Consider the following 16,597-nt stretch of genomic DNA (forward strand, 5'->3'; position numbering starts at 1 on the left):
GCCCCGCCGCAACACGTTATGAGGTGTTCTTGACGAACTCCTGGACTGCTTCGCCACAAAAAAAGGACAGCTATACTAGCTGTCCTTTTTTTGTGGTGGCTGGTGGCTTGCACCACTTCTTTAACCGGGCACCCGCGTTGTCTGCCGCCAACGGGGCACCTGCCTTTCTACTCCTCGTCGGCCATAGCCGTCATCGATACCGAACCCAGGCGGGCGGAACGCTCCAATTTGGTGTTGATGTCCAGTGTATAGCGGGTAATGTCTTTGCCCACTCTCACTATAAAGGCATACTCCCCATCGGGTAGCTCCCGCACGTTCAGCTTGCTGCCGAAAACAGCCTTCTTGTTGAACTGATTGTACAGCACCTTATTGTCGCTGAGTCGTATCACTTTTAGCTCCCCACGCTGCAGCTGAGGGTTACTCACGCGTACCAGGTAGGTGAAGTCCGTTACTTTATCAACGCAAACGGGCTGAGGACGAGCCGAGGACTGGGCCTGAGCGGACTGGGTAAAACCCAGACTGGCGCAGGCGGCCACCAGTAGCAGGCGGGGGGCTTGTTGCAAGAGCGTTTTCATAACGTAGTGTGGTAAAAAGGTTGGAAAAAACAGCTGCCAGCCTGGCGGCGAAGCAGTACTTGTATGATGTATCATAGACACCGTTTTCCACACAGCGTTGCATCTATTTTTGTATATAATTATCTGATTATAAGAAAGATGAAGCGTTAGGGAAAGAATGCAAAAAGGCGCACTATGGTATAGGGGCAGGAGGCCTCAAAACAGGGTCCCGCAGGCTAAGTACCATCAGCCCAGGAAGCCCGACTCAAGTGGTCAGCCGTGGCCGGCAACCTATAGAGCCCGGCATCCAGTAAAAAAACAGGGTACAAGCCAGCAGCCTGTACCCTGCGTGGGAAGTGCAGCAAAGACTTGCTACTTCAAAGCCATGGCCGTTAAGGATACCGTACCTAACCGGGCCGAGCGGTGTTCCGCTTCCGTGTGCAGGTCCAGGGTATAGCGGGTCACGTCTTTGCCTACTTTCACCACAAAGGCGTACTCCCCGTCGGGTAGCTCCTCCACATTCAGTTTGGTGCCAAAGGTGTGCTTAGAGGTAGAGTGGCTGTAGAGCACGGTATTGTCGCTGAGGCGCACTACCTGCACCTCGCTGCGTTGCTGCTGGGGGTTGCTGGCGCGCACTATATATGTAAAGTCATTCACCTTCAGCACACTGATGGGCTGCGGTGGCAGGGCCGATTGGGCCTGGGCGGGTTGGGTGAAGCCCAGACTGGCAATGGCGGCCACCAGTAGGAGGCGAGGGGCTTGGGTTAGAAGCATTTTCATAGCGTGGTAGGGGGTAAGAAGGAGGTTGGAGAAAAAAGCTGCTTTGCTGGTAACGAAGCAGTACTGCTGTAATGCTCCATAAGACACCCTCGCTACCTCAACAGTTGCCCACGCATGGCCATATTATTTTATTAATTATTGAAATGATGCCAAGGTCGAGAAACCGGGTGCTTGGCTACACCTGCGCCTGCCTCCCCAATCTGCTGCTTAAGCCATTGCCGCCACCAGCTGTACGAAATCGGACAGTATGCCTGTTTCCGAACACTATCTACTGAGGCTTATTCTTGAGTAATATATATAAAATATTGAAAATCAATTAATTATGAGTTTGGCACAGCGCTTGGATTCCCCTATACAGGTTAGCGGCAGTGATGTTCACAAACGCACACTTCTTCTCCTCACCAAATCTGTATTTCAATCATCCACTCTCTTTCTCTTTTCAGCCATGTCACGCTTCACTTCCTCCTCCGCTCGTTCCCTGAAATCATCTGCTTCGCTGTCGGCTTCGGCCCGCCGTCGCTCAGGCCGCTTTGTTTACTAAGCGGGGCTGCGCCTGCATCACCAGTATCTAGTCCATTCATCCTTTTCCTTTCTGAGCCATGAAACGTTTTGTTGCTTCCTCCGCCCTTAGTGTCCGTCCTGCTACTTCACTTTCTGCTGCTTCTCGCCGTCGGCTGGGCCGCTTTGTTTACTAAGGCTGCGCCTGCATAAGCCAGAAGATTACCACCTAGCCCCTTTAGGGGAATTAGCTCGGGTCCGATGCCAACTTAGTTGGGTATCTGACCCGAACTGGTTTAGGCCCGGGGCTAACCCATCCCTTTTCCAGTGAGCAATGGGAGGTCCAGAAAGTAAAGGGTAGCGGCCGGATGAAGCTCGGCTGTTTTGGCGTGTTTTTTGAGCAGCGCCGAAGTGTATTTTGCCTCCCTGTCCTTCACCGTTTGTATATGCTGAAAATCTTCTTTCTCACTGCTTTTCTGGTAGTTTCTCTTCTGGCGCTGAGCGCTACGCCGGCCAACGCCCAGGTTACCATCAACATTGGCCGCCCGGCTCCGCCACCCGTGATAGTGGTGCGCGAAGCGCATCACCCCAAAAAGTGGAAAGGCCCTAAGCGCCATTACTATCAGGCCCGCCCCGTAATGGTGGTGCCCGCCCGGCCCGTGTACTATGCCCCCAGCGGTGCCTACTATGGTGGTGGCCGTGGGCATGGCAAAGGACATGGCAAGGGTCGCCATTAGTAGCAAGCAGTAGCATAGAGAAAAGGCTTCCATTGGCATGGAGGCCTTTTTTGTTTCGGTTACGCCGGGTAACCCTTGGCAACGCTGTAGCCCGGCCTGGATTACTACAGAAACTCTATTCAACCAGCTTCGGCCATCAAATGGCGTTGTTCGTTGTTATAGCATCTGTCACTAGCCTTTGTATCTATGTCTACGCATACGTTGGCTCCCGTACTTACACCGGAGCGCCTGGCCACCGCCTATACTTACGGAAACTACCGCCGACTTATTGATAAGCTGCAGGCCGAAGGCAAAACCACCGGCACCCAGCAGTCGGAAATGCTCACGCACTACACCCACCTGAATGTGCAGCGTATGCAGCGGCTGGATAAAACCACCCAGGTACTGCCCGAGCTGCAAACCGCCCTGCAACACCTGCAGCATGCCTACCATTGGCTGATTCTGACCGAAGGCTGGTGCGGCGACGCGGCCCAGATAGTGCCCGTGCTGGAGGCCATAGCCCAAACCAGCAATGGCCGCATCAGCACGCACTACCTGCTGCGCGACGAAACCCCCGACCTGATGGACCGCTACCTCACCAACGGCGGCCGCTCCATCCCTAAGCTGATTGTGCTGAATGCCGATACGCTCACGGAAGTAGCCCAGTGGGGCCCGCGCCCCGCCGAAGCCCAACAATTGTTTCAGGACATGAAAGCCCGCGGTGCTTCCCACGAGGAGTTTGCCGAGGAGCTGCACGGCTGGTACGCCCGCAACAAAACCCAGTCTACCCAGCAGGAACTGCTGCAGTTGGTAAGCAAGCTGGTTTGATAGGAGAACATTGAGCGTAAGCTGCTAGAGTGCCGTTTGGTTGTATACACAAAAGGCTTCCACGGTTGTGGAAGCCTTTCGATTCACAGGCGTTAGCCCTGCAAGGGTACTTCTATTTCCGCTTATACAACCGCACTACAAACCCATACGGCGTCTCATACACAAGACTATCTGATGTCAGCTTCTTAATGCGGCAAGTGTAGGGGCTATTCCCATTAAAGATGGTCAGTTTAGTAGGCGTAATGGTATAGCGCAGATGCTGATCCAGAAACTCCACATAGGTCAAGCGGTTGCCATCTACCCGGAACTCCGCATTTGCCACTTTGCTAGTCGCCCAAGTGCCTTGAAGTAAGGCTTGAGGAGTTGCTGTTTTGCTGTGCTTTAGGGCCTGTGCTTGGGAATTGGATAGGCTGAATAGTGGTAGCACCAAGCAACAGAAATAGCGGAGAAGCATATAATTCAAAGCTTAAGCTCCTTGTGACATGCTATAAGTTTTCACCTATTGTGAGCTTCTTCAGATCATCAAGCTTATCCGGGCTGGCCTTTGTCCAAGCCCAACCATGGACGTATTGACTTATGCAGTTCGTTATTGCAAGCATACCGTTAATAGCATCAACCTTTAAGTCAATTGACAAAAAACGGTCTTTTCTAGCAATAGAGAAGTGCATTAACCTTTGTTCGGACTCTATTTTTGTTGAAGCAAAAATGTGTCGGTCACTTAAATGTATATAACCTGAAGTTGTTTCATAAACGCTTTTGATCCAAGGATAATCTTTGGAGAATATGCTTACTAAATAAGCATCGGTCATTTTAGCTCCAGTCCGGTCTTTTAATTTTCGGATAGGTTCGCCATTCAAGACTTTAAAGGCAAAATCATGTGGTTGATCTACCTGCCATGCAGCCGCAAAACGCAAAAAGCTGTCTAAATGGAGTCGAATGAGGTGTATTGCTCCTAAATAATTATCAGCCTCTGCTAGCACAATAAAACCGTTTATAAGTGCTAACGAACGGTTGAGTACTGCATTAGCTAGAATATCTAATGGAAATAATTCTTGCCCCTCGACCATTTTTTTGGCAGCATTTAGGATACCTGCGTCAGCACGTCGTAGTTCGTCAAGTCCCTTAGAAAGAATACTATCGTTCATATTATAAAACAGAATAGTTGAAATTTGAATAATAGTTAAAGTTAAAACGCCACCGTCCAGTAAGACACGGTGGCGTTTTAACTACTTAAATCCAATATCCTCTACGAGCCACACGCCTCGCAGGCGTCCGGATTATCCAGGGAGCAGGCCATGGCGGCGGCCTGGTCGGCTACGTTCATGGGCTCCAGGGTTTCGGCGGCTTGCTTCTGCACCGTGAACTTGATGGCATCGGCGGCGGCTTTGGTGCGCAGGTAGTACATGCCGGTTTTCAGGCCCTTCTTCCAGCTGTGGAAGTGCATGCTGGTGAGCTTGCCGAAGTTCACGTTCTGCACGTGCAGGTTCAGGCTCTGGCTCTGGCAGATGTAGGCGCCCCGGTCAGCGGACATATCAATAATGCGGCGCTGCGAAATCTCCCACACCGTTTTGTACAGGTCCTTGATGTGCTGCGGAATGTTGGGGATGTCCTGCACCGAGCCATTGGCCGCAATGATGGCCGTCTTCATCTGGTCGTTCCAGATGCCCAGCTTCACCAGGTCCTTCAGCAGGTGCTTGTTCACCACCATAAACTCGCCGCTCAGCACACGGCGCACGTAAATGTTGGAGGTATACGGCTCAAACGACTCGTTATTACCCAGAATCTGGGCGGTAGAAGCCGTGGGCATAGGCGCTACCAACAGGGAGTTGCGCACGCCGTGCTCCATTACCTGCTGGCGCAGGGTATCCCAGTCCCAACGGCCCGACTCAGGCGTTACGCCCCACAGGTCAAACTGGAACTTGCCCTGGCTCAGGGGTGAGCCCTGGAAGGTTTCGTAGGCGCCGTCCTTCATGGCCAGGTCCTTGGAGGCCGTCATGGCCGCGAAGTAGATGGTTTCGAAGATGTCCTTGTTCAGTCCGCTGGCCTCGTCGCTCTCGAAGGGCATGCGCAGGGCAATGAACGTATCGGCCAGCCCCTGCACACCCAGCCCGATGGGGCGGTGGCGGCGGTTGCTGCGCTCAGCTTCTACCACGGGGTAGTAGTTGATATCAATAACCTTGTTCAGGTTTTTGGTGGCGTGGTAGGTTACCTCGTACAGCTTGTCGTGGTCGAACACCACGGTGCCGTTTTCTTCTTTGAGGTAGCGCGGCAGCGCCAGGGAGGCCAGGTTGCACACCGCAATTTCGTTCTCGTCGGTGTACTCCATAATCTCGGTGCACAGGTTCGAGGACTTAATGGTGCCGAGGTTCTGCTGGTTGCTCTTGCTGTTGGCGGCGTCCTTGAACAGCATGTAGGGCGTGCCGGTCTCCTGCTGGCTTTCCAGAATAGAGAACCACAGCTCCTGCGCCTTAATGGTTTTGCGGCCGCGGCCTTCCCGCTCATACTTTTCGTAGAGGCGCTCGAAGTCCTTACCCCAGGTGTCGCCCAGGCCGGGGCACTCATTGGGGCACATCAGCGTCCAGTCGGCGTTGGCTTCCACGCGCTTCATGAACAGGTCGGGTGTCCAGAGGGCGTAGAACAGGTCGCGGGCGCGGTTTTCCTCCTTGCCGTGGTTCTTTTTCAGATCCAGGAAGTCGAAGATATCGGCGTGCCAGGGCTCAATGTAAATGGCGAAGGCGCCTTTGCGCTTACCGCCGCCCTGGTCTACGTAGCGGGCCGTGTCATTAAACACTTTCAGCATCGGGATGATGCCGTTTGAGGTGCCGTTGGTGCCTTTGATGTAGGAACCGGTGGCGCGCACGTTGTGAATGCTCAGGCCAATGCCGCCGGCGCTCTGCGAAATCTGGGCACAGTTTTTCAGCGTGTCGTAGATGCCCGTGATGGAGTCGTCCTTCATCGTGAGCAGGAAGCAGGAGCTGAGCTGGGGCTTGGGCGAGCCGGCGTTGAACAGCGTGGGCGTGGCGTGCGTGAACCACCGCTCGCTCATGAGGTTGTAGGTCTCAATTGCCGACTCCAAATCGTCCTTATGGATGCCAATGGCGACACGCATGAGCATGTGCTGGGGCCGCTCTACCACTTTGCCGTCTACGCGCAGCAGGTAGCTCCGCTCGAGGGTTTTAAAGCCAAAGTAGTCGTAGCTGTAGTCCCGGTCATAGATGATGGCCGAGTCCAGGGTAGCGGCGTGCTTGTGAATTACCTCCCACACGTCTTTGGCAATGAGGGAAGCGTTTTCGCCGGTTTTGGGGTCCTCGTAGGTGTACAGCCGCTTCATGGTGCTGCTGAACGACTTAGAGGTAACCTTGTGCAGGTTGCTCACGGCAATGCGTGCCGCCAGAATAGCGTAGTCGGGGTGCTTGGTGGTGAGCGAGGCGGCAGTTTCCGCGGCCAGGTTGTCCAGCTCTACGGTGGTTACGCCGTCGTAAATCCCATCAATGACCTTCTTGGCCACCTCTACCGGTGATACGAACATCATGTTGAGCCCGTAACAGAGCTTTTCAATGCGTGCCGTGACTTTGTCGAATTTCACGGATTCGCGGCGACCGTCGCGTTTGAGTACCAGCATAGACGTAGCAGGTTATGAAGTTGGATAGGATGGGGCTGCTCTGGGCAGAGCCAGCCGAAGATGCTAACAAGAGGCGCAATCCGCCGCTCACGGAGCAGATTGATTCCGGAAGTTATCTGTCTTCCACGGGCAGGACAAACCTTCTTTTCAGAAGTTTTCCACATTGCCTTAAATCAGTGCAATTCAGCAGTTTTTTATATCAGCGCAGGGCTATGTTGCGGGGGAAGTAGAGAAGAAATTCAGGTTGCGCGGGAGTGGGGAATTTGGTACAACCTGCTAGGCTAGGAGTAGAGAACTAGCAGCTAGAAACTAGTTCCCCTCCTCAGCTGAGGAGGGGAACTAGTTTCTAGTTTTCTAGCATTAGCTGAATATGAAAAAGCCCCGCGGCAGATGTGTCGCGGGGCTTTTTGTGCTTGCTGAGTCTGATGGCTTAAAAATCCTCGTCCAGCGAAAAAGCGTTTTCGGTACGCTCGCTCATTACGCCGGCTTTCTGGTACTCAGCCACGCGCTTCTCGAAGAAGTTGGTTTTGCCCTGCAGCGAAATCATTTCCATGAAGTCGAAGGGGTTGGTGGCGTTGTAGATTTTGCTGTAACCCAGGCTTTGCAGCAGGCGGTCGGCCACAAACTCAATGTACTGGGACATGGCCTTGGCGTTCATGCCAATCAGGTTCACAGGCAAGGCATCGGTCACGAACTCCTGCTCAATCTGCACGGCGTCGCGGATGATGGCGTGCACGCGGGCCTCGGGCAGCTTGTTCACCAGGTATTTCTCGTAGAGCAGGCAGGCGAAGTCGCAGTGCAGGCCCTCGTCGCGGCTGATCAGCTCGTTGCTGAAGGTAAGGCCCGGCATGAGGCCGCGCTTCTTCAGCCAGAAAATAGAGCAGAACGAGCCCGAGAAGAAAATGCCTTCCACGGCCGCGAAGGCAATGATGCGCTCGGCAAAGTCTTCGGAATTAATCCACTTCAGGGCCCACTCGCCTTTCTTCTTCACGCAGGGCACGGTTTCCAGCGCGTTGAAGAGGCGGTCCTTTTCCTTGGAGTCTTTGATGTAGGTGTCAATCAGCAGGGAATAGGTTTCCGAGTGGATGTTTTCCATCATGATCTGGAAGCCGTAGAAGCAGCGCGCCTCAGGCATCTGCACTTCCTGCATGAAGTTTACGGCCAGGTTTTCATTCACAATGCCATCGGAGGCGGCGAAGAAAGCCAGCACGTGGCAGATGAAGTGCCGCTCCCCATCGTTGAGGGCTTCCCAATCCTTCTGGTCCTGGCTCAGGTCGATTTCCTCAGCTGTCCAGAAGGAGGCTTCGGCTTTCTTGTACATCTGCCACACCGTATCGTGCTGAATGGGGAACAGAACAAAGCGGTTGGGATTCTCGACGAGCAAAGGTTCCATAGCAGGCAAGGGTTTGAGTAGCGAAATGAGGCCGGGGCAGCCGGTGAAGTTGTGGTTTTCAACTCCGTGATAACCGGAATGTTTGGACTATCTGGCGGGCAGCTGCCAACCCCGGAGCACCAAATATAAACCGCAGTTTCGGGAGCCGCGCCTCTCAAATACGTTTTTTCTCTGTTAATTTTTGTGTATGCCCTGGATGTTGTCCACAACGGCAAAAGCTGGAAAATCCCCCGAGAAATACCAAAAAGCAGGGATTTTACAAAAGTTATCCACAAATGGTGTGTGGACAATCATAATTATCCACAAAAATGTTATTCGCGTACTCTATGCGGGAGCCTCATAAGAGGGACTGAGGGGACAAAGCAGGGTTGGGATAATGATGATTAACGAGTTAGGTTTGGAATTGTGGATTTGTACTTCTACTTTTGCCTTCCATTTTTCAGAAACCGCGAAGACGCCGATGTACGCAATCGTCAACATAGCTGGCAAGCAGACCAAGGTCGAAGCCAATAAATTTGTATACGCTCACCGACTGGCCGGCAACGTCGGCGACAAGGTGGAGTTGGGCAAAGCCCTGCTGACCGATGACAACGGTACGCTGACCATCGGCGCGCCCTTGCTGGACGTAGCCGTAACGGGTACTATTCTGGAGCACGTAAAGGGCGACAAAGTCTTGGTGTTCAAGAAAAAGCGCCGTAAGGGCTACAAGAAGCTGAACGGTCACCGTCAGCAGTTCACCAAAGTAATGATCAACAGCATCGGCTAAGGAAAGCGGTAAGCTAACGGCCGCTGGCCAGTAGCTTTCTCTTCCCGGCTGGGCTTTCCTCAGACCATCAGCTAACGGCGCAATGCTGCTAGCTAAAAGCTTAAAATACCATGGCACATAAGAAAGGCGTAGGCTCTTCCAACAACGGCCGCGAGTCGCATTCCAAGCGTCTGGGCGTGAAAATCTTCGGTGGCCAGGCCATCATTTCCGGCAACATCATCGTTCGTCAGCGTGGCACCAAGCACCACCCCGGCCAGAACGTGGGTATCGGTAAGGACCACACCCTGTTCGCTATGATTGATGGTACCGTGCAGTTCCGCAAGGGCCGCAAAGACCGTTCATTCGTATCGGTAGTACCTGCAGGGGTAGACGCTGCTGAGGTTCACACCTCGGCTACGGAGTCGGCTAAAGACAACAAGTAAGCTTTTTAAGCTTCGCTTTTTCAGAAAGGGACCGTCCGCAAGGGCCGTCCCTTTTTGCGTTGCGGTCATTTGGGTATTCGTATTTGTCGTTCTCATAGTCGCCGGCAACTCTAAACACGTGTCATCCTGAGCTTTGCGAAGGGCCTCTTCCCCGCTGAACGACTCGCTTAACGACGACTTGTGCTTGCGTGAGAAGGTCCTTCGCTGGCTCAGGATGACAGCTAATTATAGAATGATAGAAAATATTGCGGCTTAGAGTATGCTTAGGCTGACGTGCTGCCTAAAGCGTAGAGGACGGGCTTGCTGGGGCTGGCGTCCAACTCCAGGCTGGTGATTTGCAGGTTGAGTAGGTACAGGCCGTCTTCTACTTCATCGGGCACGAAGATGAGCTCGGTGATGGTGGCTTGCTGGCGGGTGGCGTGCGGGTACTGCCAGAAGGCGTGGTGGGCCAGCAGTTGTCCGGCATCTTCTTCCCGGTCTACGCTGGGCAGGTCCAGCAGCAGGTGCTCAATGTGGTGCTCAGCCAGGTACTGAGCCAAGGCAGGCTCCAGATAAGTGGGGTTGGTGCCGGAGTACTGGCGGGTGCGCTTGGACTTGTGGTTGGGCAGCGTGCGCAGAATCAGGGCTTCGGGGCGGATGGCGGCATCGGGGCCGGTTTCCAGCTCGCGCAGCATATCAGCCAGCATGACTACCTCGTCGCCGTTGGGCTGGGGGCGGGGTTGCACTGATACCAGTCGAGCCACGAACAAGAAACGGCGCAGGTGACGGTTGAGGGTTGCTGTCGGATCAGGGGAGATATGACCGTAGCATTCAGTGTGGGTGCCATTGCCGTGGGGGGTTACGTGCACCCGTTTGTAGTTGGTGCTGCCGCCATCGGCCACGCTGCCCACAAAGCTGCCTACTTGTATGATGTCGAACTGCACCGGCTCAGCCCAGAAGCAATTCACCTGGTTCTCGCCCGGCGCCAGCGGCAGGGAAATATCCAGCGGAGTTGCCGGGTTGAAAGTGAAGGTGCGGTTCTGGTAGGGGTAGGTGGCGAGCATAAGAGCGGGAGTAGGAAGCTGCAAAGTAATAGAACGACGTGCTTACCTTGCCGAAACATCTCTCCCGCTTCGTTGCCAAGGTATACCACACTAGCAAGATGCTTCGACTGCGCTCAGCATGACACGTTCTTTTTAGGACGGTCTGGGGCCAACAACGTCAGCACCTGAGATACCGCGCTGTGCGCTGCATGATGGGCTTAATTATTTTGGATTCTCAGCTTTTGATGAGTTGGGTGTGGCCACCGGTACTGGCGCTTCGGCGTTGGTGCCGGTGGCTTGCGCCTCGGCCAGCCGGTTTAAAATAAGGCTGATTTCCTGGGCGTGACTGAGAACCATAAAGTGGCCACCGCCCTCAACCAAATAATCTACCGGCGCAGGGCCAGCAGGGAATACCCGGTCTCGGGTACCCAGAATCTGCAGGCATCGCCCCGTATCGGTACTGTCCCAGTGCAGGAGCCGGTCGATGGCCCAGCGGGTGTAGTGGGGCTCCATATCCTGGAGAATTTCCTTGAACAGGCGGTACTCTTCGCCATTGCGCACCCCGAAATACCATTGGCCGGCCCGGGGAAACAGCTTCAGTAACTGCGGTGGCACCAGCTTATAGACCTTAGAGGCCCGGATAGCGCGCAGCAAGGGCGGCAAGCAGCTGGCATCCGGGATGCTGGAAATCAGGATGGCCTCAGCCAGCGGGCGCAGCCGACATAATTCCAACGCCACTACGCCCCCAAACGACACGCCCACCACCAGGCATGGCTGGGTGGAGTCCACAAATTCGGCCATGCGGGTCACGTATTGCGGCAGGCTTTCATCCTTTTTAGGCGTGAGCCAGGGCAGCACGCGCACCTCGCCGCGTAGGAGCGGCAGGAGGTTACGGAAAACCCGCTCATCAGCGCCCAGCCCGGGAATAAGGTACATCATGGCGGTAGCCTTATGATTCCAGGCGCAGGTAGATGTCTTCGAGGTAAAAGATATTATGGGGCACGGCATCCTCGTCGTCCTCATCCGTATCGGCAGGGTAGGTGCAGGAGAGCTTCAGGGCCACATCCGGTAGTACCACGGGCGGAACCGCTTCGGTGTTGTATTCCAGCAGGCAGGGCCAGTCGGTTACGGTGGCCAGCGCATCGGCTACCTGTTCCTGCAGGGCTTCCGCCCGGGGGCCAGCCAGGCGCAGAATTACGTCAAGGGCCTGAAACTCCAGACCGAGGTGGAAAAAATGCAGGTCATCATCAAACACCGTGGTGGCCCACAGGGTCACGTCGTTGGTGTTGTCGAAGACAATGGCGGTGAGCTGAACGTGCTCGACAAAGAAGTCGGCATCGTCCACGAGAGCATCAATCAGGCGGTTCATTGTCTCAATGTACGGTAAAACCGGACGCAACGTACGGCCAATTTTCCGGGGATTGAGTGCCAGTGGGTTGCCCTGCCAGCTTACTCCTGAAACAGCTCCAGCGTAATCTGGTCGGCTAGTAATTTGCCCTGGTCCGTGAGCTGCAGCACCTCCTGGCGGATAGTGGCTTGCCCGGTGCCCTGGAGCTGTTGCAGGTAGGTTGCGTGGGTACTGAGCAGGTCTATGCCCAAGTGCTCGCGCAGGTGGCGCAGGTCGCAGCCCTGGGCGGTGCGCAGGCTGGTCATCAGGTACTCGTTGGCGCGGTCAGTGGGGGAGAGGATTTCTACGGTGGCGGGCACCTCCTGGCGCTCCAGCACGGCGGCCACGTACTGCGGGTTGTTGGCTACGGTGTACTGCCGGCTGCTGCCGTTGAAGGAGTGCGCACTAGGACCCAGGCCCAGGTACGGCACGCCGCGCCAGTAGGCGGAGTTGTGGCGCGACTCGCGGCCGGGCTGGCAGAAGTTGCTGATTTCGTACTGCTGGTAGCCGTGGGCGCGCATCTGCGTGAGCAATAGCTCAAATTGCTGGGCCACAAACTCATCGGGCGGGGCTTTGAACGTGCCTTTTTTCAGTTGATGCCCGAACACGGTACCGGGCTCAATAGTGAGGGCATAGCAGGAAAGATGCGGCACCTGCAGGGCAAACGCCCGGGCCATGTCCTGCTCCCAGATGCTATGGTCGGGCGCAGGCACGCCGTAAATCAGATCCACCGATATATTCTCGAAGCCCGCGTCTTGTGCCAGTCGTACAGCCGTTTCTGATTCGGCGGCCGAGTGGGCCCGGTTCATCAGTCGCAGGTGGGGCTCGTGGAAGCTCTGCAGGCCGATGCTCAGCCGGTTGATGGGGGAAGCGGCCAGCTCCCGCACCTTCACGGCTGTGAGGTCGTCGGGGTTGGCTTCCAGGGTAATTTCGACACCTTCCGCTACACGAAAGTGACGATGAATTTCCTCCAGAATGAAATCCAGCTCAGCGGCCGTGAGTAAGGAAGGTGTGCCGCCACCGAAATAGATAGTATCGAGCACGGCAGCGGGCCCCAGGTATTCCTTGCGCAGAGCCAGCTCCTGGCCAATAGCTTCTACCAGGCGGCTTTTCAGCGCTAGCGAGGTGCTGAAATGGAAGTCGCAGTAGTGGCAGGCCTGCTTGCAGAAGGGAATATGAAGGTAGAGTCCGGGCATGAAGAAGTCCGCAGCGGCCAGGCAGCGTGCGCAGCGTTGCAGACTACAAAGATAACGCTTGGGTGGGGGAGAATGTGCGGCGGGCAATAGCGGCCTCACTTCATTTGCTGGCCAGAATCAACAGGTCCGTGGTGACGGCACCGTTCTGGCCAGACGTAGTCAGGCGCTGCACTTCGATGTTCCTAAACCCGTTTTCGGTGAGGGCTGCCAAGAGATAATCAGCCTGATGAAAATACATGTACAGAGGCTCGCCGGAACTGGAATACTGCAGGCCCGATTTGCTGTATTCGTCTTCCATTGTGCTGATATACAGCGTTCCATCTTCAGTTAACAGCATGGCAGCATCTTGAATCAGCTTTATAGCCTCTTCTTTGGAAAGATAGGGCAGGAAAAAGCCGCACATAATGGCATCGTACTGCTGGCCGAGCTGGCGGATATTCCGGCCGTCCAGCAGTTGAAATTCCGCTATGGGGTTATTCTGCCGGGCCAGCGCCAGCATGTTTGGGGCCAGGTCGATACCCAGAAGGCGGAAATCGGGGCGTTGCGCTAACAGGTACTGGGTGATGTTGCCGGGGCCACAGGCAATTTCCAGAATGGCTGGGTTGGGCTTGGCAACGCGGCAGCAAAAAGCGTCGAAGGAAGCATGATACTGATCCTGCCGCATGTACTTGGCCTGGTACTGGTTGGCCAGCTTATCGAACAAGGCGACGGCAGCGGCATTGTGGTCCATAAGGTGGAGGCGTTGAGGATGATATATAAATGGGCGCTTACTGAGCTGCCAGCTAAACCCGCCTGCCGGGGCTAGGCGTTCATCCGGCTGAAGTGCATATACCAGTTCCACTCCCAGGATTGACCGTTATCGGCAGAAAAAGCCTGACTCCATACCGGGTTTTCTTTGTCCCGGGCATCCCACCGGAACACGACCAGAATTTCCTGGCCATCAAAAATGTCCTTGGTGAAGAAATGGGCAATGTCCTGATCAAAGGAGCCAACCACGGGCGGGTCTAGTTTGCCGGCGTTGGAATCGGCCCAGTAGATGCTCCAGAGCCGGGTTGTGGGGTTAAAAAGTCTGACCGACATTCCTTCAAATGGCACGCCTTCAAACGTAGCTAAGTAGTTGTCGATGTTCCCTAGGCCGTGCAAAACCCGATGCATCTCCTGCGTCGACTCAAACTCTACCCATTCAGTACAGTTCGCTAACCGTGATTTCAACTTGCGGTTATGCAGCTTCCACCGGCCTTCATAAAAATCAAAGTCATGTTTGGAAGAGGTAGCCGAGGCGGTAATGAGCAGTTCGCCGGTGGAGGTAAATCTTACTTCAGGAATTTCAATAGGGTTGATGTCGATGGACATTTTTAGTAATCGGGAAAGAATAGGATGGCAACAAAACGTGGCAATATAGTCTAGTCCTCATATCGGCTGCCTGTCTGGACACAGATTCAGTATTTCCCGTCGCTGTCTTATTGTTCCTGGCACGAAACCGCCGGTTTTGCGTTTACTTGCCGTCATGGCTGCGCGCTTACTGCTTTTTCTGGGATGCTACTGGCTGCTACTAAGCAGTTCAACTAGCAGCGCTTGGGCGCAGGTTTCGCCTAATACTCCTGGCTTGGCAAGTCCACCGCTGCCTCCTAACACCACTCCGGACACTACCCGGCTCCGCCCGGTAGTGCGGGCCCACCCGCGCACGCTGGTGCTGGAAACCGAAGCCGCCGACCTGCCCATAGTGCGGCGCTACCGCTACCGCCGCACACTGCCCGATTCCTTAGCGGTATTGCGCGAAGTGCGGGCCCTGGTGCTCAGCCTGCAGCACGATGCCTACCTCACGGCCTCGGCCGACACGCTCCAATGGCAACCGGATACCGTGCGGGTGCGCCTGTACGTAGGAGAGCCGTTCCGCTGGGTCCGGCTACGCAACGGCAACCTCGGCGACGCCCTGCTAACCCGCGCCGGCTACCGGGAGCGATTCTTCACCAATAAGCCTTTCGTGCCCACCGACTGGGTACGCCTGCAGCAGCGCATTCTATCAGAAGCTGAAAATCAGGGCTACCCCTTCGCCACCGTGCGCCTCGATTCTTTGCAACTCACGGGCCGCGATATTGAGGGCCGGGTAGTATTGGAGCGCGGGCCGGTGGTGTACTTCGATTCGTTGCAGATAGTAGGGGCTACCAAGACCCGCAAGCAGTTTCTGATGCGGTATCTGCAAATCATTCCCAACCAGCCCTACAGCCAGCAGCGGGTAGAGGCGGCCACCCGTCTGCTAAAACAGCTGCCTTATCTGCGGGTGAAGGCTGCGCCTGAAGTGCGCTTTGCTCAGAGTAAAGCCCGCGTATACCTACTGCTGGAAGACCGTCCGGCCAACCAGTTTGATGCTATTGTGGGCGTACTACCCAACCCTGCGCCCGGCCCCACCCAAAAGCGCGTGCAGCTGACCGGCGACGTGACGATTAACCTGCGCAACCTGCGTGGAGGGGGCAAGCAGTTGGGGCTGCAGTGGCGCAAAGTAGATGCCCTTTCGCAGCTGCTGGATGCGCAGTATGTGCACCCGGGGTTCTTCGGCACGCCGCTGGAGGTAAGCGGCAGCTTTAATCTGTACCGACAGAACGATGCCTTCCAGACCATCCGGCCCCGCGTGCAGGTTACCTATCCCATGGCCAAGGCCGGGCGCATTGCCTTTTTCACCGAGCGGCGCGGCTCCCGCCTCCTAGCCGATTCCACCTTTCGCCAGCGCACCACGCTGCCCCAGAACATCGATACCGAATACAACTCCTACGGTCTGGACTATGCCTGGAACACGCTGGATGACCTGTATTTTCCTCGCCAAGGCCTGCTGGTGACTGCCCAGGCTGCCATCGGCAATAAGCGCATCTTCAAAAATGCCGAACTGAATGATACGCTTTACCAGCGGCTGCCGCTGCGCTCCACGCAAACCACGCTGGGGCTGCGCGTGGAGCGGTACTTCCGGGTGGGGCGCAATGGGGTGGTGCTGGCGCGGGTGCGCGGTGAGGCCCTGCTCAACCAGCGCCTGTTTCTCAACGACCTGTTCCGGCTGGGCGGCCTGACTACTCTGCGGGGCTTCAATGAGCTGAACTTCTACGCCAACCAATATGCCGTGGGTACCGTGGAATTCCGGCAGTATACCGGGCAGGATGCCTACGTTTTTCTGTTTGCCGATCAGGGAATGCTGCGGCAGGATATAGTGGGTACCCAAAGCACCAACAATCCCACCGGCCTGGGCGCGGGTTTGAGCTTCCGCACCGGCGCCGGGGTATTTCAGTTTGTGTATTCCGTGGGCCGGGCCCGGGGGCAGACGTTGGCGCTGGGCGCCTCTAAAATTCACTTCGGCATTACCAGTAGGTTTTAGGCGTAGGTGATGCCGCACAAAAAAGCCGCTGAGGTTATACCACAGCGGCTTC

General features: G+C 55.4%; 17 protein-coding genes. 5 read left to right on the forward strand and 12 right to left on the reverse strand.

Going from position 1 to position 16,597, the window contains the following annotated elements:
* Positions 1–167: 167 nt before the first annotated feature.
* The gene (locus Q4G72_RS02260) at positions 168–575 is read right to left on the reverse strand and encodes a hypothetical protein (protein ID WP_303309812.1); all 408 of its coding nucleotides are present in this window, start codon (positions 573–575) and stop codon (positions 168–170) included.
* A 351-nt stretch (positions 576–926) separates the two neighbouring features.
* Positions 927–1,334 carry a hypothetical protein gene (locus tag Q4G72_RS02265; RefSeq protein ID WP_303309813.1) on the reverse strand — a complete coding sequence of 136 codons (408 nt, stop codon included), beginning with the start codon at positions 1,332–1,334 and terminating at the stop codon, positions 927–929.
* A gap of 944 nt (positions 1,335–2,278) precedes the next feature.
* Here Q4G72_RS02265 and Q4G72_RS02270 point away from each other — a divergent pair.
* Together Q4G72_RS02270 and Q4G72_RS02275 are read left to right on the forward strand one after the other, a co-directional pair.
* A complete protein-coding gene (locus tag Q4G72_RS02270; RefSeq protein ID WP_303309814.1) occupies positions 2,279–2,569 on the forward strand; it encodes a hypothetical protein in 291 nt (96 codons plus the stop codon).
* Positions 2,570–2,755: 186 nt separating this feature from the next.
* A complete protein-coding gene (locus tag Q4G72_RS02275) occupies positions 2,756–3,376 on the forward strand; it encodes a thioredoxin family protein (RefSeq protein ID WP_303309815.1) in 621 nt (206 codons plus the stop codon).
* Between the two features lie 112 nt (positions 3,377–3,488).
* Here Q4G72_RS02275 and Q4G72_RS02280 read toward each other — a convergent pair whose 3' ends face one another.
* The 4 genes from Q4G72_RS02280 to Q4G72_RS02295 all read right to left on the reverse strand — a co-directional run bounded on the left by Q4G72_RS02280 (position 3,489) and on the right by Q4G72_RS02295 (position 8,391).
* Positions 3,489–3,698: a hypothetical protein gene (locus Q4G72_RS02280; protein WP_303309816.1), complete on the reverse strand. Its 210-nt coding sequence runs from the start codon at positions 3,696–3,698 to the stop codon at positions 3,489–3,491.
* A gap of 163 nt (positions 3,699–3,861) precedes the next feature.
* Positions 3,862–4,521, reverse strand: coding sequence for a hypothetical protein (locus tag Q4G72_RS02285; protein ID WP_303309817.1), 660 nt, complete (start codon positions 4,519–4,521; stop codon positions 3,862–3,864).
* Positions 4,522–4,622: 101 nt separating this feature from the next.
* Complete coding sequence (locus Q4G72_RS02290) at positions 4,623–6,998, reverse strand: ribonucleoside-diphosphate reductase subunit alpha (RefSeq protein WP_303309818.1); 2,376 nt, start codon at positions 6,996–6,998, stop codon at positions 4,623–4,625.
* Positions 6,999–7,428: 430 nt separating this feature from the next.
* Positions 7,429–8,391 carry a ribonucleoside-diphosphate reductase small subunit gene (locus tag Q4G72_RS02295; RefSeq protein WP_303309819.1) on the reverse strand — a complete coding sequence of 321 codons (963 nt, stop codon included), beginning with the start codon at positions 8,389–8,391 and terminating at the stop codon, positions 7,429–7,431.
* A gap of 460 nt (positions 8,392–8,851) precedes the next feature.
* On the opposite strand from Q4G72_RS02295, the gene rplU reads away from it, so the two are divergent.
* Positions 8,852–9,157 carry a 50S ribosomal protein L21 gene (gene rplU, locus Q4G72_RS02300; protein WP_044510541.1) on the forward strand — a complete coding sequence of 102 codons (306 nt, stop codon included), beginning with the start codon at positions 8,852–8,854 and terminating at the stop codon, positions 9,155–9,157.
* Positions 9,158–9,267: 110 nt separating this feature from the next.
* Positions 9,268–9,579, forward strand: coding sequence for a 50S ribosomal protein L27 (gene rpmA, locus Q4G72_RS02305; protein WP_303309820.1), 312 nt, complete (start codon positions 9,268–9,270; stop codon positions 9,577–9,579).
* 263 nt (positions 9,580–9,842) lie between these two features.
* On the opposite strand, the gene Q4G72_RS02310 is transcribed toward rpmA, so the two are convergent.
* The 6 genes from Q4G72_RS02310 to Q4G72_RS02335 all read right to left on the reverse strand — a co-directional run bounded on the left by Q4G72_RS02310 (position 9,843) and on the right by Q4G72_RS02335 (position 14,537).
* Positions 9,843–10,622: a cyclase family protein gene (locus Q4G72_RS02310; protein ID WP_303309821.1), complete on the reverse strand. Its 780-nt coding sequence runs from the start codon at positions 10,620–10,622 to the stop codon at positions 9,843–9,845.
* 201 nt (positions 10,623–10,823) lie between these two features.
* Positions 10,824–11,540, reverse strand: coding sequence for an alpha/beta fold hydrolase (locus tag Q4G72_RS02315; protein ID WP_303309822.1), 717 nt, complete (start codon positions 11,538–11,540; stop codon positions 10,824–10,826).
* A 10-nt stretch (positions 11,541–11,550) separates the two neighbouring features.
* Positions 11,551–11,970, reverse strand: coding sequence for a hypothetical protein (locus Q4G72_RS02320; RefSeq protein WP_303309823.1), 420 nt, complete (start codon positions 11,968–11,970; stop codon positions 11,551–11,553).
* 80 nt (positions 11,971–12,050) lie between these two features.
* A complete protein-coding gene (gene hemW, locus Q4G72_RS02325) occupies positions 12,051–13,184 on the reverse strand; it encodes a radical SAM family heme chaperone HemW (RefSeq protein WP_303309824.1) in 1,134 nt (377 codons plus the stop codon).
* 100 nt (positions 13,185–13,284) lie between these two features.
* Positions 13,285–13,914: a class I SAM-dependent methyltransferase gene (locus Q4G72_RS02330; protein WP_303309825.1), complete on the reverse strand. Its 630-nt coding sequence runs from the start codon at positions 13,912–13,914 to the stop codon at positions 13,285–13,287.
* A gap of 71 nt (positions 13,915–13,985) precedes the next feature.
* Positions 13,986–14,537, reverse strand: a complete 552-nt coding sequence (locus tag Q4G72_RS02335) for a hypothetical protein (RefSeq protein ID WP_303309826.1) — start codon at positions 14,535–14,537, stop codon at positions 13,986–13,988.
* A 154-nt stretch (positions 14,538–14,691) separates the two neighbouring features.
* On the opposite strand from Q4G72_RS02335, the gene Q4G72_RS02340 reads away from it, so the two are divergent.
* Entirely contained in the window at positions 14,692–16,545 is a 1,854-nt protein-coding gene (locus Q4G72_RS02340) for a BamA/TamA family outer membrane protein (RefSeq protein ID WP_303309827.1), read from the forward strand.
* Positions 16,546–16,597: the final 52 nt, after the last annotated feature.

Source organism: Hymenobacter sp. BT730 (assembly GCF_030542105.1).
Taxonomy (GTDB): domain Bacteria; phylum Bacteroidota; class Bacteroidia; order Cytophagales; family Hymenobacteraceae; genus Hymenobacter.

What these genes read in the sequence shown, in the direction of transcription:
- Q4G72_RS02260 (WP_303309812.1), bottom strand. Translation starts at nt 575, where the DNA reads ATGAAAACGCTCTTGCAACAAGCCCCCCGCCTGCTACTGGTGGCCGCC.
- Q4G72_RS02265 (WP_303309813.1), bottom strand. Translation starts at nt 1,334, where the DNA reads ATGAAAATGCTTCTAACCCAAGCCCCTCGCCTCCTACTGGTGGCCGCC.
- Q4G72_RS02270 (WP_303309814.1), top strand. Translation starts at nt 2,279, where the DNA reads ATGCTGAAAATCTTCTTTCTCACTGCTTTTCTGGTAGTTTCTCTTCTG.
- Q4G72_RS02275 (WP_303309815.1), top strand. Translation starts at nt 2,756, where the DNA reads ATGTCTACGCATACGTTGGCTCCCGTACTTACACCGGAGCGCCTGGCC.
- Q4G72_RS02285 (WP_303309817.1), bottom strand. Translation starts at nt 4,521, where the DNA reads ATGAACGATAGTATTCTTTCTAAGGGACTTGACGAACTACGACGTGCT.
- Q4G72_RS02290 (WP_303309818.1), bottom strand. Translation starts at nt 6,998, where the DNA reads ATGCTGGTACTCAAACGCGACGGTCGCCGCGAATCCGTGAAATTCGAC.
- Q4G72_RS02295 (WP_303309819.1), bottom strand. Translation starts at nt 8,391, where the DNA reads ATGGAACCTTTGCTCGTCGAGAATCCCAACCGCTTTGTTCTGTTCCCC.
- rplU (WP_044510541.1), top strand. Translation starts at nt 8,852, where the DNA reads ATGTACGCAATCGTCAACATAGCTGGCAAGCAGACCAAGGTCGAAGCC.
- rpmA (WP_303309820.1), top strand. Translation starts at nt 9,268, where the DNA reads ATGGCACATAAGAAAGGCGTAGGCTCTTCCAACAACGGCCGCGAGTCG.
- Q4G72_RS02310 (WP_303309821.1), bottom strand. Translation starts at nt 10,622, where the DNA reads ATGCTCGCCACCTACCCCTACCAGAACCGCACCTTCACTTTCAACCCG.
- Q4G72_RS02315 (WP_303309822.1), bottom strand. Translation starts at nt 11,540, where the DNA reads ATGATGTACCTTATTCCCGGGCTGGGCGCTGATGAGCGGGTTTTCCGT.
- Q4G72_RS02320 (WP_303309823.1), bottom strand. Translation starts at nt 11,970, where the DNA reads ATGAACCGCCTGATTGATGCTCTCGTGGACGATGCCGACTTCTTTGTC.
- hemW (WP_303309824.1), bottom strand. Translation starts at nt 13,184, where the DNA reads ATGCCCGGACTCTACCTTCATATTCCCTTCTGCAAGCAGGCCTGCCAC.
- Q4G72_RS02330 (WP_303309825.1), bottom strand. Translation starts at nt 13,914, where the DNA reads ATGGACCACAATGCCGCTGCCGTCGCCTTGTTCGATAAGCTGGCCAAC.
- Q4G72_RS02335 (WP_303309826.1), bottom strand. Translation starts at nt 14,537, where the DNA reads ATGTCCATCGACATCAACCCTATTGAAATTCCTGAAGTAAGATTTACC.
- Q4G72_RS02340 (WP_303309827.1), top strand. Translation starts at nt 14,692, where the DNA reads ATGGCTGCGCGCTTACTGCTTTTTCTGGGATGCTACTGGCTGCTACTA.